General features: G+C 75.1%; 14 protein-coding genes. 13 read left to right on the top strand and 1 reads right to left on the bottom strand.

The genetic code is table 11. The features are described 5' to 3' along the window. Window positions 1–3 precede the first annotated feature (3 nt). From VG869_15345 to groES, 13 genes are all read left to right on the top strand, one after another. A complete protein-coding gene (locus tag VG869_15345) occupies window positions 4–3,438 on the top strand; it encodes an SIS domain-containing protein (protein ID HEV3452561.1) in 3,435 nt (1,144 codons plus the stop codon). Next, window positions 3,435–3,845, top strand: coding sequence for a holo-ACP synthase (locus VG869_15340; protein ID HEV3452560.1), 411 nt, complete (start codon window positions 3,435–3,437; stop codon window positions 3,843–3,845). Before VG869_15345 ends, VG869_15340 begins: the two co-directional genes overlap by 4 nt. 2 nt (window positions 3,846–3,847) lie before the next feature. Beyond that, a complete protein-coding gene (locus VG869_15335) occupies window positions 3,848–5,284 on the top strand; it encodes an NAD(P)H-hydrate dehydratase (protein ID HEV3452559.1) in 1,437 nt (478 codons plus the stop codon). After that, window positions 5,284–5,754, top strand: a complete 471-nt coding sequence (locus tag VG869_15330) for a CBS domain-containing protein (protein ID HEV3452558.1) — start codon at window positions 5,284–5,286, stop codon at window positions 5,752–5,754. The genes VG869_15335 and VG869_15330 overlap by 1 nt, the downstream gene beginning before the upstream one ends. After that, on the top strand, window positions 5,751–6,887 hold the full coding sequence (gene alr / locus VG869_15325) for an alanine racemase (GenBank protein HEV3452557.1): 1,137 nt from the start codon (window positions 5,751–5,753) through the stop codon (window positions 6,885–6,887). The genes VG869_15330 and alr overlap by 4 nt, the downstream gene beginning before the upstream one ends. Further along, the gene (locus tag VG869_15320; protein HEV3452556.1) at window positions 6,884–7,891 is read left to right on the top strand and encodes an alpha/beta hydrolase; all 1,008 of its coding nucleotides are present in this window, start codon (window positions 6,884–6,886) and stop codon (window positions 7,889–7,891) included. Before alr ends, VG869_15320 begins: the two co-directional genes overlap by 4 nt. Continuing rightward, window positions 7,888–8,775, top strand: coding sequence for a P1 family peptidase (locus VG869_15315; GenBank protein HEV3452555.1), 888 nt, complete (start codon window positions 7,888–7,890; stop codon window positions 8,773–8,775). Before VG869_15320 ends, VG869_15315 begins: the two co-directional genes overlap by 4 nt. Before the next feature lie 23 nt (window positions 8,776–8,798). Next, window positions 8,799–9,395: a uracil-DNA glycosylase gene (locus VG869_15310; GenBank protein ID HEV3452554.1), complete on the top strand. Its 597-nt coding sequence runs from the start codon at window positions 8,799–8,801 to the stop codon at window positions 9,393–9,395. Continuing rightward, window positions 9,392–9,877, top strand: coding sequence for a tRNA (adenosine(37)-N6)-threonylcarbamoyltransferase complex ATPase subunit type 1 TsaE (tsaE, locus tag VG869_15305; protein ID HEV3452553.1), 486 nt, complete (start codon window positions 9,392–9,394; stop codon window positions 9,875–9,877). Before VG869_15310 ends, tsaE begins: the two co-directional genes overlap by 4 nt. Further along, a complete protein-coding gene (gene tsaB / locus VG869_15300; GenBank protein HEV3452552.1) occupies window positions 9,877–10,566 on the top strand; it encodes a tRNA (adenosine(37)-N6)-threonylcarbamoyltransferase complex dimerization subunit type 1 TsaB in 690 nt (229 codons plus the stop codon). Before tsaE ends, tsaB begins: the two co-directional genes overlap by 1 nt. Then, window positions 10,563–11,108 (top strand): ribosomal protein S18-alanine N-acetyltransferase, encoded by a 546-nt coding sequence (rimI, locus tag VG869_15295; protein ID HEV3452551.1) that lies wholly within the window; start codon window positions 10,563–10,565, stop codon window positions 11,106–11,108. The genes tsaB and rimI overlap by 4 nt, the downstream gene beginning before the upstream one ends. After that, window positions 11,105–12,121 (top strand): tRNA (adenosine(37)-N6)-threonylcarbamoyltransferase complex transferase subunit TsaD, encoded by a 1,017-nt coding sequence (gene tsaD, locus VG869_15290; GenBank protein ID HEV3452550.1) that lies wholly within the window; start codon window positions 11,105–11,107, stop codon window positions 12,119–12,121. Before rimI ends, tsaD begins: the two co-directional genes overlap by 4 nt. 106 nt (window positions 12,122–12,227) lie before the next feature. After that, window positions 12,228–12,521: a co-chaperone GroES gene (gene groES / locus VG869_15285; protein ID HEV3452549.1), complete on the top strand. Its 294-nt coding sequence runs from the start codon at window positions 12,228–12,230 to the stop codon at window positions 12,519–12,521. 43 nt (window positions 12,522–12,564) lie between these two features. On the opposite strand, the gene VG869_15280 is transcribed toward groES, so the two are convergent. Continuing rightward, window positions 12,565–14,193 carry an AMP-binding protein gene (locus VG869_15280; GenBank protein ID HEV3452548.1) on the bottom strand — a complete coding sequence of 543 codons (1,629 nt, stop codon included), beginning with the start codon at window positions 14,191–14,193 and terminating at the stop codon, window positions 12,565–12,567. Between the last annotated feature and the right edge of the window lie 23 nt (window positions 14,194–14,216).

Below are 14,216 nucleotides of genomic sequence, written 5' to 3'. Positions count from 1 at the left end.
CAGATGTGCGGCATCATCGGGGTGGTTCGCCGTCGGGCGACGCGCCCGCCCCCGGAGATCCCGGCGCTCGTCACCTCGCTCGACCAGGCGGTCGCGGCGCTCACCGACTGGGCCGGCGACCTCGCCGCTCTCGAACGGGCCGCCACGGCCCTCAGCACCGTCGACAGCGCCCTGCGCGGGGTGCCGGGCGTCCGGGCACTCCTCGCCGACGCCGCGGCGGGGCAGCGCCTCGACGAGCGCGCCGAGCGCGCCGCCGCCGCCCTCGCCGTCATCGAGAACCAACTCGACGCCGGCGCGCACCCGCCGGCGAGCGTCGCGCTCGAGGCGCTCAACGCAACGCTGCTGGCGGTCCGGGACCCGCTCTGGGCGATCCGCCACGACCGGCTCCGCGCCGCCCGGGCCGTGGCCGACCTCGCCGGCCCCGACGCATCGGTCGCCGCCATCGAGGCCTTCACCTCCGTCCAGACCGCGCTGTCGGCCATCGACCGCCTCGAGGTCCGCGGCCGCGACTCGGCTGGCGTCCACCTCCTCGTGAGCGGGCACGGCCTCGACCTCGACGATCCCAGGACCGCCAGCCGGCTCGAGGAGCGATCGGCCGACCCGCTGTTCGGATCGGGATCGATCCGCGCCGCCGACGGCAGGCTCGTGTTCGTCTACAAGGCGGCGGCCGAGATCGGTGAGCTCGGGGACAACACCCGCCGCCTCCGCGCCGCCATCGGCGACGACGAGCTGCTCCACGAGGCCGTTTCGGCCGACACCGTCGAGGTCACGCTGCTCGGCCACACCCGCTGGGCCAGCGTCGGCATCATCTCCGAGGCGAACGCCCACCCGCTGAACGGGGAAGAGGCCGGCCGCGACGCCGCGTACGTCGCCGCGGCCCTCAACGGCGACGTCGACAACTACGCCGAGCTCATCGCGGGCGATGACCTCCACGTCCCGGCCGAGATCACGACGGACACGAAGGTCATCCCGATGCTCACGGCGCGGCGACGAGCCGAGGGCCGGACCCCGACCGACGCGTTCCGCGCTGCGGTCACCACCCTCGAGGGTTCGGTGGCCGTCGCGGCGACGCAGGCCGAGCAGCCCGACGCGCTCTTCCTGGCTCTCCGGGGGAGTGGACAGGCCCTGTACGTCGGGCTCGCCGAGGACGCCTTCGTCGTGGCGAGCGAGCCCTACGGTCTCGTCGAGGAGACCTCGCGCTACATCCGTCTCGACGGCGAGACGCCGGCAGACCCGCGACGTCCCGCCGCCACGCGGGGACAGGTCGTCGTGGTGCACGGCGCGGCGGCCGGCACCCTCGACGGGATCGAGCGCCGCGCCTACGACGGGACACCGCTGCCGGTCACGGACGCCGACGTGCAGCGGGCGCAGATCACCACGCGCGACATCGACCGCGGGACCTTCCCGCACTACCTGCTCAAGGAGATCTCCGAGGCACCGGACTCGTTCCGCAAGACGCTGCGAGGCAAGATCGTGACCGGCTCGGAGCCGGGCGGGACGGACGGGCCGCCGACGGTCCAGCTCGGGCCGGAGACCCTCCCGCCGCTCCTCCTCGAGCGACTGGGAGACGGCACGATCCGACGGGTGGTGGTGATCGGGCAGGGCACCGCCGCCGTCGCGGGGCAGAGCCTGGCCCTCGCCCTCGCGGACGTCCTCGACGGACGCCTGACCGTCGACGCCCTGCACGCCACCGAGCTGTCCGGGTTCGGGCTGCGCGACGACATGCGGGACACGCTCGTCGTCGCGATCAGCCAGAGCGGGACCACGACCGACACGAACCGGACCGTGGACCTCTCACGAGCCCGAGGCGCCACCGTCGTCTCCATCGTCAACCGCCGGAACAGCGACCTCGTCGACAAGTCCGACGGCGTGCTGTACACGTCCGACGGCCGCGACGTCGAGATGAGCGTCGCGTCCACGAAGGCCTTCTACGCCCAGGTGGCCGCCGGCCACCTGCTCGCGGTCGCGCTGGCCGCAGAGCTCGGCGTCGAGTCGGCCCGCTCGGGCGAGATCCTGGTTGCCCTCCGCGCGCTGCCCGACGCGATGCGGGCTGTGATCGCGCTGCGCCCGGTGATCGCCGGCGTGGCCCAGCGCCACGTGCTGACGCGCCGCTACTGGGCGGTGGTCGGGAACGGCCGCAACGTCGTCGCGGCCCGGGAGCTCCGGATCAAGCTCTCCGAGCTCTGCTACAAGGCGATCGCCTGCGACGTCACCGAGGACAAGAAGCACATCGACCTGTCCTCCGAGCCGTTGGTCTTGGTGTGCGCCGCCGGACTCGGCGGCTCGAACGTCGACGACGTGACGAAGGAGGTCGCAATCTACGGGGCCCACCGGGCGGCGCCCATCGTCATCGTGGGGGAGGATGACGCCCCCCGCTTCGCCCACGCGCTCGAGGTGGTGGCCGTGCCCGCGGTGGACGCGGCGCTCGACTTCGTCCTGTCGACGGTGGCCGGGCACCTGTTCTGCTACGAGGCGGCGCTGGCGATCGACGGGTCGGCCCGGCCGCTCCGAGAGTGCCGGGCCGCGATCGAGGCGGCCGCGGCCGGCCCGCCCGAGGAGCTCCTCGATCGTCTCGCGCCGGCGCTCGACGGGCCCGCGCAGCGGTTCCTGGACGGGCTCCGCGCCGGGCAGTACGACGGGACGCTCGAGGCCAGCACCGCCACCCGGGTGGCGTCGCTGCTGCGCTACGCGGCTGGCGTCGTGCCCCTGGACGCCTACGAGGTCGAGCACGGGCTGGTCGGCACCCCGAGCACGGTCGTGCAGGACCTCACCGCCGCGTTGACCCGGGCGATCGAGGAGCTCACGCGCCCCGTGGACGCGATCAAGCATCAAGCCAAGACGGTCACCGTCGGGATCTCGCGCTCCGACGAGACGCTGCTGCAGGTCCCGTTGGTGCGGGAGGTCCTCGCCGCCGGCGCCCCCCGCGACGGCCTCAGCTACCGGGCGCTCCGCACCCTCGCCGAGCTCGACCCGGCCGTCGACGCCGTGCACGGCTACACCCGCTACCGAATCGAGGGCGACGTCGGCGGCGACCACGCGAGCGCGCACGTCGTCGACAGGGGCGGGGTCGCGGCCACCATCACCTCCCGAACCGACGCCGACCCCCGGCTGCGGGGCACGAAGCACCGGATCGCGAACCAGCGGGAGGTCACCGCGGTGCGGGGCCGCGCCGACGGTCGCACCCTCGTCATCGTGCCCGAGGTCAAGCACAATCAGACTGTGGGTCTCACACTGCTGCACGTCGAGTTCGCGGATCTCCTCGCCGCCGACGCCATGCGCGGCGTGCTCGAGGGCTACCAGGGTCGGTACGGAGCGCTGAAGGACGCCGTCACCGAGACCGAGACGAGCTTCGACGACGACGTGCTCGCCCGCGTCCCCGTCGTCGAGCTGCTCACCGACCCGGTGTACGTCCTCGCTGATCGGTGGCGACGCCCGTGACCGACGCGACGCGATGCGACGCCTCCGCGTTGCGCATCGTCGGCCTCGGCACGGACCTGGTCGAGGTCCCGCGCTTCCGCCTCGCGATGGAGCGTCGCGGCGAGCGCCTCGGCGAGCGGCTCTTCAGCGAGGACGAGCGCTCCTACGCCTACCGGCAGCGGGACCCCGCCAAGAGCCTGGCCGCGCGGTTCGGCGCCAAGGAGGCCGTCATGAAGGCGCTCGGTGTCGGGCTCTGGAAGTTCAAGCTCCGCGATGTGGAGGTGGTCCGTCAGCGGGGCGGCGCGCCCCGGGTCGAGCTCCACGGGCGCGCCGCCGAGCTCGCCGACGAGCGCGGGGTTCGCGCGTGGCACCTCTCGCTGACCCACACCGGTACCACCGCGCTGGCGGTCGCCATCGCGGTGGGCTGAGCGTGCAGCCCGTCCTGACCCCAGCCGAGATGGCTGCGGCCGACCGCCGCGCCACCGATTCCGGGACGCCGGTCGCGGTGCTCATGGAGCGGGCCGGCCGCGCCGTCGCCTGGGAGGTGCGCCGGCGGCTCGACGGCCTCTACGGACGTCGGGGCGTCGTGGTCTGCGGCAAGGGCAACAACGGCGGCGACGGGCTCGTCGCGGCTCGGGTGCTGGCCGGCTGGGGGCTGCGCGCCGACGTCATCGAGCTCGCCGAACCGGTGGCGTCGACGGAGCTCGCCCGGTCGCTCCGACGCGCCGACGTCCTCGTCGACGCGATGTACGGCACCGGGTTCACCGGTCGCCTCGAGGGGAGCGCGGCCGAGGTCGCCGCCGCCAGCCCGTCGTCGCTGACGGTCTCCGTCGACATCCCGTCGGGCGTGGACGGGCGCACCGGCCAAGCCGAGGGACCAGCGGTGTGGGCGACCGCGACCGTCGCCTTCGCGTCCCGCAAGCCCGGGCTCGTCCTCGAGCCCGGGCGCAGCCACGCCGGCGCGGTCATGGTCGCCGACATCGGGGTCGACGTCGGCGAGCCGGCGCTGCACGTGCTGGAGGACGACGACGTCCGCGCGTGGCTGCGCGCCTCCGAGCCCCCTCCCACCACGAACAAGTGGCAGGCCGGGCTGCTCGTCGTCGGTGGGTCGGGCGGGATGACCGGCGCGCCCGTCCTCGTGAGTCACGCCGCCATGCGGGCCGGCGCCGGCATCGTCTGGTGCGCGGTGCCCGGCCGCGACGCCGCGGCGCGAGGGAGCGGCTCCGAGGTGATCACGAAGCCGATGCCGGCGACCGACGACGGCGCGCTGGCCGGGCTCGGCGATCTGCCCGCCAGCCTGGGCCGGTTCCGCGCCGCCGCGGTCGGACCGGGCCTCGGGACCGCCGACGCCACCCGGGCCGCGCTCCGGGAGCTCGTCGCCAAGACGCCGGTGCCGCTGGTCCTCGACGCCGACGGTCTCAACGCCTTCGCCGGCCAGGCCGCCGCGCTCCGAGAGCGCCCCGCGCCCACGGTGCTCACCCCGCACGACGGGGAGTACGCGCGGCTCGCCGGCGAGCCGGTCGGCGACGACCGAGTCGACGCCGCCCGGCGCCTCGCCGCCGCCAGCGGCTGCGTGACCCTGCTGAAGGGGCCCGCGACCGTCATCGCCGACCCCTCGGGACGGGCGGTGATCAACCCGACCGGCGGCGCCGAGCTGGCCACCGCGGGCAGCGGCGACGTGCTCACCGGCATCATCGGGGGCCTGCTGGCCCGCGGCCTGACACCGTTCGCCGCCGCCGCCGCCGGTGCCTACGTCCACGGCCGGGCCGGGGACGTCGCCGGGCATACTGGCCTCATCGCCGGCGACCTGATCGCGGCGCTGCCCCGCACGCTGCACGGCCTGAACCCCGGACCCCGGGAGCGCTGATGCCCACCACCACCCCCGTCCGCGACGTCATGACGACCCCGGTGGTGACGCTTCGGCCCGAGCAGAGCTTCCAGGAGGGCGCCGACCTGCTCGCCGAGCGGGGAATCGGGGCCGCCCCCGTGGTGGACACCGACAACAAGGTGGTCGGACTCCTGCGCGACGAGGACCTCATCGTGACCGAGGCGAACCTCCACGCCCCGACCTGGTTCAACGTCCTCGGCGCCGAGTTCCCGCTGCCCGGCGCCCAGAAGCGCTTCGAGGCCGAGCTGCGGCGCATGGTCGCGGCCACGGTCAAGGACCTCATGACAACCAAGTTCGAGACGGCGCGGCCCGGCGACACGCTCGGGGACGTGGCGGCGAGGATGCACGACCGCGACGTGACGCACCTGCCGGTCGTCGACGACGACGGGCGGCTCGTCGGGATCATCGCCCGCGGCGACCTGGTGCGCCGGGTCGCCGCCGACGCGTGACCGCTCCGGAGGCCCAGGTCCGACCCACGTGGGGTGAGGTGGACCTCGACGCCATTCGCGCCAACGCGCGCCAGCTGGCCGCCCTCGCCGCACCGGCGGCGCTGCTGGCGGTGGTGAAGGCCGACGGCTACGGGCACGGCGCGGTGCCGACCGCCCGGGCCGCCCTCGACGCCGGCGCAACCTGGCTCGGGGTGGCGCTGGTCGAGGAGGGCGCAGCCCTCCGGGCCGCCGGGCTCGAGGCGCCGATCCTCGTCCTCTCCGAGCCCCCGCCCGGTGCCGCGGCCGCCGTCGTCCGGGCCGGGCTCACCCCGGTCGTGTACACCGAGCCGGCGGTGGAGGCGCTGGCGAAGGCCGTCGCCGAGGCCGCTCCGGACTCGCCGCTGCCCGTCCACCTGAAGGTCGACACCGGCATGCACCGCGTGGGGTGCGCCCCCGCGTCCGTGCGGCCTCTGGTCGAGGCGATCGCGGCGCGGCCCGAGCTCGCGCTCGAGGGCCTCTGCACGCACTTCGCCGTCGCCGACGAGCCCGAACGACCGGAGACCGCGGGTCAGCTGGCGGAGTTCCGCCGTCTCCTCGCCGACCTCGAGGGGTGGACGGGCCGCCGGCCGATCGCGCACGCGGCCAACTCCGCCGCGCTCCTGGCGTTCCCGGAGGCCCGCCTCGACCTGGTACGGGTCGGCATCGCGCTGTACGGCGTCACGCCGGCTCCCGCCCTGGCCGATCGGGTCGCGCTCGTCCCGGCCCTGTCGGTGCGGGCCCGGGTCACCTTCGTCAAGACGCTCCCGGCGGGCTCGCGCCTCTCCTACGGGCTTCGCTACGCGCTCCCGGCCGCAGGCCGAGTCGCGACCGTGCCGGTCGGGTACGCCGACGGCGTGCCCCGCAACCTCGGGCTGGCCGGCGGCGAGGTCCTGATCGGCGGCCGACGGCACCCGATCGCCGGCGCGGTCACGATGGACCAGCTCATGGTCGACGTCGGAGACGACCCGGTCGACGTCGGCGACGAGGTGGTGCTGCTGGGCGCGCAGGGCGGGGAGTCGATCACCGCCGAGGAGTGGGCGGAGCGGCTCGGCACCATCGGGTACGAGATCGTCACCGGCATCGGGCCCCGGGTCCCGAGGCGGTACCTCGGATGAACGTCTCGCGCCGCGCGCTCCAGACGCTGGGCGTCACGGCCGGCGTGGCCGCCGGCGCGGCCGTGGCCGGGTACGTCGGTGAGCGGGCGGTGCTGCGCTCGCTGCGCGAGCGCCCCGACCCCGACGCCGACCAGCTCGGCGCGCTCGAGTTCGACGACGCCCTTCGGCTCCCCACGCACGACGCCGGCACCGCGTACGTCGTCCGGCGCGGTCTGGGTCCGCCGCTGCTCTTCTCCCACGGCGTCACGATCACGTCCCGGGTGTGGGTGAAGCAGTTCCGGGAGCTGCCCCAGGCGGGCGTCCAGGTGATCGCCTTCGACCACCGCGGCCACGGCGAATCTTCGCTCGGCTCCAGCGGGCACTCGGTCGCCAACCTGGCCGCCGACATGCGCACCATCCTCGAGGGCCTCGACCTCCGCGGTGCGATCCTCGTGGGCCACTCGATGGGTGGCGTCGCCGCGCAGGCCTTCGCGCTCGACTACCCCGAGATCCTGCGCGAGCGGGTCGCCGGTCTGGTGCTGCTGTCGACGCTCGGGAAGACCAGCGTGTCCGCGTCCCGGCGGCTGCGCTGCGTCGCGGAGCGGGTGACCGGCAGCCTCGACCTTCGGCGGCTCATGACGCGCCGTGACCTCGGGACGGTGTTCGCGCGGGTGGGGTTCGGCCGGCAGCCCCTGGCCAGCCAGGTGGAGCTGAACCGTCAGATGCTGGCCAGCTGCGAGCGCGCGACGGCGCGGGAGGCGACCGCCGCGCTCCTCGGCCTCGACCTGACCGCCGACCTCCCCTCGCTCGATGTCCCGACCCTCGTGATCGGCGGCACCGCCGACGTCATCACGCCCGCGGCGGAGTCGCGCCGCCTCGCGGCGCTGATCCCCGGGGCCCGCCTCGAGCTCCTGGACGGCGCCGGCCACATGATCATGCTCGAGCGCACGGAGGTGTTCCACCGGCTCCTGCTCGACTTCGCGCGCCACGTGGGCGCGCTGCCGGCGACGGCCGGGGCCGCGTGACGGGCGCGATCACCGACGTGCCCGGCGTGCAGGTCGGGCACTGGACGGGGACCGGGACCGGGGTCACGGTGGTCCTCGTCCCCGACGGGACCACCGGCGGCGCCGAGCTGCGGGGCGGGGCGCCGGCCACCCGGGAGCTCGCCGTCCTCGAGCCGGGTCGGACGGTCGACGCCGTCGACGCCGTCGTGCTCACCGGTGGGTCGGCGTTCGGGCTCGCGGCGGCCGACGGCGTCATGGCGTGGCTGGCCGAGCGGGGCCGCGGCGTCCCGACCCGCGGCGGCCCGGTGCCCATCGTGCCCACCGCCGCGATCTACGACCTCGTCGAATCCGGCGGCGCCTTCCCCGGGCCCGACGAGGGCCGCGCCGCCGCCGCGGCCGCCGCGGCCGGCCCCCGGCTCCGGACCGGCCGGGTCGGCGCCGGTCGGGGCGCCACCGTCGGCAAGTGGCGGGGCCCCGAGCACGCGGTGCCGAGCGGCCTCGGCTCGGCGAGCGCCGTCGTCGGGGCGGCGACGGTGGGTGCCCTCGCGGTGGTGAACGCGCTCGGCGACGTGCTCGATCCCGCCGGGCGCGTGCTCGCCGGCTCAAGGGCGGGCCCGGAGGTCGAGGCCTTCCCCGACCCGCCGCCGACCGGCGAGCCGAACACCACCCTCGTGGTCGTCGCGACCGACGCCCGGCTGACGAAGACCGACTGCGGGCTCGTGGCCCAGAGCGCCCATCACGGGCTGGCCCGCGCCGTGCACCCCTCACACACCCGACACGACGGCGACCTGGCGATCGTCGTGGCGGTCGGCGCCGTCGAGGCCCACCTCGACCGCCTCCGGGTGGCGGCGACCGAGGTCGTCGAGGCGGCGGTGCGCGACGCCGTCCAGGCGGACGATGATTGAGCCCCGACGATGATCGAGGCCCGATGACGCTGCTCGAGCCCACGCCGACGTGGGGCTCCTTCCAGGAGCTGGCCGAGGTCGCCGCCGCGTGCACGAAGTGCCCGCTAGCCGAGCACCGCACCCAGGTGGTGTTCGGCGTCGGCGACCCCGGCGCCGACCTCGTGTTCGTCGGTGAGGGGCCCGGCGCCGAGGAGGACCGCCAGGGCATCCCCTTCGTCGGCCGAGCCGGCCAGCTCCTCACCCGGCTCATCGAGGGGATCGGGCTCCGCCGCGACGACGTGTACATCTGCAACGTCGTGAAGTGCCGTCCGCCGGGCAACCGGGACCCGCTGCCGGCCGAGATCGACGCCTGCCGGCCGTACCTCGAGGCGCAGCTCGACTTCGTGGCGCCGCGTGTCCTGGTCACGCTCGGCAACTTCGCGACCCGGCTCCTCCTCGAGACCAAGGAGGGGATCACGAAGCTGCGCGGCAGGGAGATCCCCTATCGGGCCGGTCGAGCCGTGCTCATCCCCACCCTGCACCCGGCCGCGGTGCTGCGGAACGGGGGCACGGCGCTCGCGCAGGCCCGCGCCGACTTCGTGGTCGTGAAGCGGGCCCTGGCCCGCGCGAACGCCGGGTGACCGACCTCGCCCTGCTCTCCGGCTCCCCTGAGGAGACGCGCGGCGTCGGCCGGGCCGTCGCCACCCTGGTCCGCCCGGGCGACGTCCTGGTCGTCGCCGGCGCCCTCGGGTCGGGCAAGACCACGTTCGTGCAGGGGCTCGCCGAGGGCCTCGGCATCCGCGACGGGGTGGTGAGCCCCACGTTCACGCTCGCCCGCGAGTACCGGGGGCGCGTCCGGCTCGTCCACGCCGACATCTACCGGCTCGACCGCGCCCACGAGCTGCTCGACCTCGGGCTCGATGACCTGGCCGACGACGCCGTGCTGGCCGTCGAGTGGGGCGACGTGGCGCTGGCGTACCTCTCGCCCGAGCACCTCGAGGTGCGGCTGGCGCCCGGCCCGGACGTCGACGCCGTCGACGACCGCGCCCTCGCCTTCGCGCCGCGTGGGCGGACGTGGCTCGAACGTCGGGACGCCCTCGCCGCGGCCCTCGGTGCCGCGTGATGCTGCTGCTCGCCCTGGACACCGCCACGCCGCAGGTCGCGGTCGCGATCGGCGACGACGGACGCGTCCGGGGCGAGGTCCGCCTGGCCGGCCGCCGCCGCCACGCCGAGCAGCTCGTGCCGGCCATCGCCTACCTCTGCGAGCAGACCGGGGTGCGGCTCGAGCAGCTGGCCGCGGTCGCGGTCGGCGTGGGCCCCGGGCTCTTCACCGGGCTGCGGGTCGGCGTCACCACGGCCAAGGTCATGGCCCAGACGCTGCGGGTCCCGGTGGTGGCGGTGCCGAGCCCCGACCTCGTGGCCTACCCGCTGCGCCACGCCGGCCGCCTCATCGCCGTGGTGCTCGACGCCCGCCGCCGCGAGGTCTTCCACGCCCAGTACCGGCCGGTGCCGGGCGGGGTGCAGCGGGTGTCGGAGTACGCCGTCGGCGCCGCCGCCGACGTCGTGGCCGAGCTCGCGGCCGGGGGCGATGAAGTCCTCCTCGCCGGCGACGGGGTCGAGGCCAACCGCGACGAGTTCGCCGCCCTCGACCGAGCCGAGGACGCCGGCCCGGAGTTCGAGCGCCCGAGCGCGACCGCGCTCGTGGAGCTCGCCACCGGCCGGGTGGAGCGGGAGGAGTTCAGCTCCTCGTGGGCGGTGCAGCCGCTCTACCTGCGGGCCAGCGACGCCGAGCTGGCGTGGCCGGGGCGATGACGGTCACCGAGCCGCTCGTCGTCCACGTGGTCGAGATGCGGCGCCGGCACCTGCGGTCGGTGCTGCGCATCGAGGGCCTCGTGTACCCGCGCCCGTGGAGTCACTCGCTGTTCCTGTCGGAGCTGGCCCTGCGCGGCTCGCGGGCCTACTTCGTCGCCCGGGTCGGGCGCGACGTCGTCGGCTACGCCGGGATCATGCTGACCGGCGAGGACGCGCACATCACGACGATCGCGGTGGATCCGGCCTGGCACCGCCGGAAGATCGGCACCCGCCTGCTGCTGGTCCTGGCCCGCGAGTCGATCGCTCGCCACGCTCGGAACCTCACCCTCGAGGTCCGACTCTCGAACCGGGCCGCCCAGGACCTGTACCGGCGCTTCGGCTTCGGGCCCGTCGGCGTCCGCAAGAACTACTACCAGGAGACGCACGAGGACGCGGTCGTCATGTGGGCCCACGACGTCGACACCCCGGACTACGCCGCGCTGCTCGCCGCCGTGGAACGCGCCATCCCGGGCGAGACCCGCTACGAGGACCGTCGTCGGTGAGCGGCGACGACCAGCGCCGGCCGATCCTCGGCATCGAGACGTCCTGTGACGAGACCGCGGCGGCGGTGGTCGTCGGCGGGCGCACGGTGCGATCCTCGATCGTGTCCAGCCAGGTGGACCTGCACGCGCGCTTCGGTGGCGTCGTCCCCGAGGTCGCCAGCCGCGCCCACGTCGAGCTGATCGGACCCGTCATCGCCGAGGCGCTCGGGGAGGCCGCCACCGAGGCCGGCGACCTCGCCGCGGTGGCAGCGTGCCGAGGCCCGGGGCTCGCGGGCGCCTTGCTCGTCGGCGTCAGCGCCGCGAAGGCCCTCGCGCTCGTCACCGGCGTGCCCTACGTCGGCGTCAACCACCTCGAGGCCCACCTCTACGCGGCGTGGCTCGAGGACCCGGAACTCGAGCCGCCCCTCGCCGTGCTCATCGTGTCCGGCGGGCACACCCTCCTCGTGGTCGTGGAGGACCACGGCCGCTACCGGGTGATCGGCCAGACGGTGGACGACGCCGCCGGCGAGGCCTTCGACAAGGTCGCCCGCCACCTCGGCCTCGGCTACCCCGGCGGGCCGGCCATCGACCGGCTGGCCCGCCGGGGCGACCCCGACGCCATCCCCTTCCCGCGGGCGATGCCGGGCGAGCCCGACTTCTCGTTCGCCGGGCTCAAGACCGCGGTCGTGAACTATTGGCGTCGCCATCCCGACGCCCCGGTGGCCGACGTCGCCGCCTCGTTCCAGGCCGCGGTCGTCGACCAGCTGGTCGAGAAGCTGGCCGGCGCCGCCGACGAGGCCCAGGCGCCCACGCTGGTGGTCGGCGGCGGGGTGGCCGCCAACACCGCGCTGCGCCGGCGGGTCCGGGCCCTGGCCGAGGCGACCGGCCGTCGGGCCCTGCTCCCGGCCCCGGCGCTGTGCACGGACAACGCGGCGATGATCGCCGCCGCGGCCTGGTGGCGGCTCCAGGCCGACGGGCCCACCCCGCTCGACGACGGCGTCGAGCCCACCCTCGGTCTCCCGCTCGTCGGCTGACGGGTGCCGGGCTTGCCGCCTCCGGCCGGGCACGGTATGTTTGCGCTAGCACTCACACCCGCCGAGTGCTAACCATCGCAACCGCTCGCCGCAGGAGGCCCACCGTATGAAGCTGCAGCCGCTGGAGGACCGCATCGTCGTCCGAGCGGGGGAGCCCGAGGAGACCACGGTCAGCGGGCTCGTCATCCCCGACACGGCCAAAGAGAAGCCGCAGCAGGGCGAGGTCCTGGCCGTCGGGCCCGGCCGCCGCTCCGAGAACACGGGCGAGCTGATCCCCGTGGACGTCAAGGCCGGGGACACCGTCGTCTACTCGAAGTACGGCGGCACCGAGATCACCGTCGACGGCGAGGATCTCCTCATCCTCACCGGCCGCGACGTCCTCGCCAAAGTCCAGAAGTAGTCCCGAGCCGCGACCCCCGGCACCGCTGGGGGTCGCCGCGCGCTCAGGCGCCCGCGGCGACGACCGTCGTGGCCCGGCTTCGAGCCCAGCCGTAGTCGGCCTTGCCGTTCGGGCCCCGAGGGATCTCGTCCACGACGACGACGTGGCGGGGCCGCTTGAACCGGGCCAGCCCGTCACCGGCGTCCTTCAGCCGCTCCGGGTCCAGGGCCGCCCCCGGCTCCGCCGCGACGACGACCGCCACCGCCTCGCCGTAGCGCTCGTCCGGCACGCCGACGGCGACGCAGTCGGCGACCGCCGGGTCGCGCTTCACCCACTCCTCGACCTCCTCGGGGTAGATCTTCTCGCCCCCCGAGTTGATGCACACCGAGCCCCGACCGAGCAGCGTGATCGTCCCGTCGGCGTCGACCGTCGCCCAGTCGCCGGGCACCGAGTAGCGCGCCCCCGCCATCGTCCGGAACGTGGCCGCGGTCTTCGCCGCGTCCTTGTAGTAGCCGAGCGGGAGGTACCCACCGAGCGCCAGGATGCCCTGCTCGCCCGAGCCCGGCGTCACCTCCTGGCCGTCCTCGGTGAGGACCTTCGTGCGCGGGCCGACGCGGAAGCGAGCCGTGCGGGCCTCCTGGCCCGGCGCGGTGATGCTGGACGCGAAGCCGACCCCCTCGCTCGAGCCGAGGCTGTCGAGGAGGAACGCCGGCTGGCGCTGCTGGAGCGCGGCCTTGACCTCGGCGCTCCAGATCACGCCGCTGCTGATCACGAGTCCGAGCGACGACAGGTCGTAGGGCCGGCCCCGCTCCTCGGCGGCCTCGAGCGCTCGCACCATCGGCTTGGCGAACGCGTCACCGACGATGGCCAGTTGGGTCACCCGCTCCCGCTCCACGGTGCGCCACAGCTCGTCGGGGTCGAAGTGCCGGCCCTCGAGCGTGACCACGGTGCCGCCGAGGAAGAGGGTCTGGATGCTGGACATGGCGCCGGTGCCGTGCATGAGCGGTGACGCCGGGAGGTGGATCGGGGCCCGCCCGCCCTCGACGATCCGGGCCGCGGTGGCGCCGGCGTCGTCGGCGCGCTCCGGCATCGTCTCGCGGTACAGGGGGTAGCTGTTCTCGCCGAGGGTGCCGAACAGGTCCTCGTTGCGCCACATCACCCCCTTCGGCATGCCGGTCGTGCCGCCGGTGTAGAGGAACCAGCACCGGTCGCCCGACCGGTCGCGCCGCGGCATCGGCGGGTGCTGGTCGAGCAGCTCCTCGTACGGGAGCGCCCCGTCGAGGGGCGGGGCGCCGTCGTCGACCTGCACCACCGCCCGCAAGCGCGGCAGGCGGTCGCGCGCCGCCGCCACCTGCTCCGCGAGCGCGCCGTGGAAGACCAAGACCTCGGCGTCGGCGTTCTCGAGGAGGTAGGCGAGCTCGTCGGCGAGGTAGCGGTAGTTGACGTTGACGTGGACCGCCTCGGCCTTGAGGGTCCCGTACATGGCCTCGAGGTACTCGTTGCCGTTGTACAGGTACAGCGCCACCTTCGAGTCGGGCCGCGTGCCCAGGGCCTCGAGGCCGGTGGCGAACCGGGCGGCGCGATCGTCGAACTCGCGCCACGAGCGGCGACGCTGTCCCTGGACGAGGGCGGTGCGCGCCGGCAGCGCGTCCCGAACGGACTCGAACACCGTGGCCAGGTTCCAGTTCCCCATCGCACTCCCGCGTCGTGGCAGCG

The organism is Acidimicrobiia bacterium (genome assembly GCA_035948415.1).
GTDB lineage: Bacteria > Actinomycetota > Acidimicrobiia > IMCC26256 > PALSA-555 > PALSA-555.
Note: the sequence above shows the minus strand (reverse complement) of the source record. Positions and strands in the feature narration are given on the sequence as shown.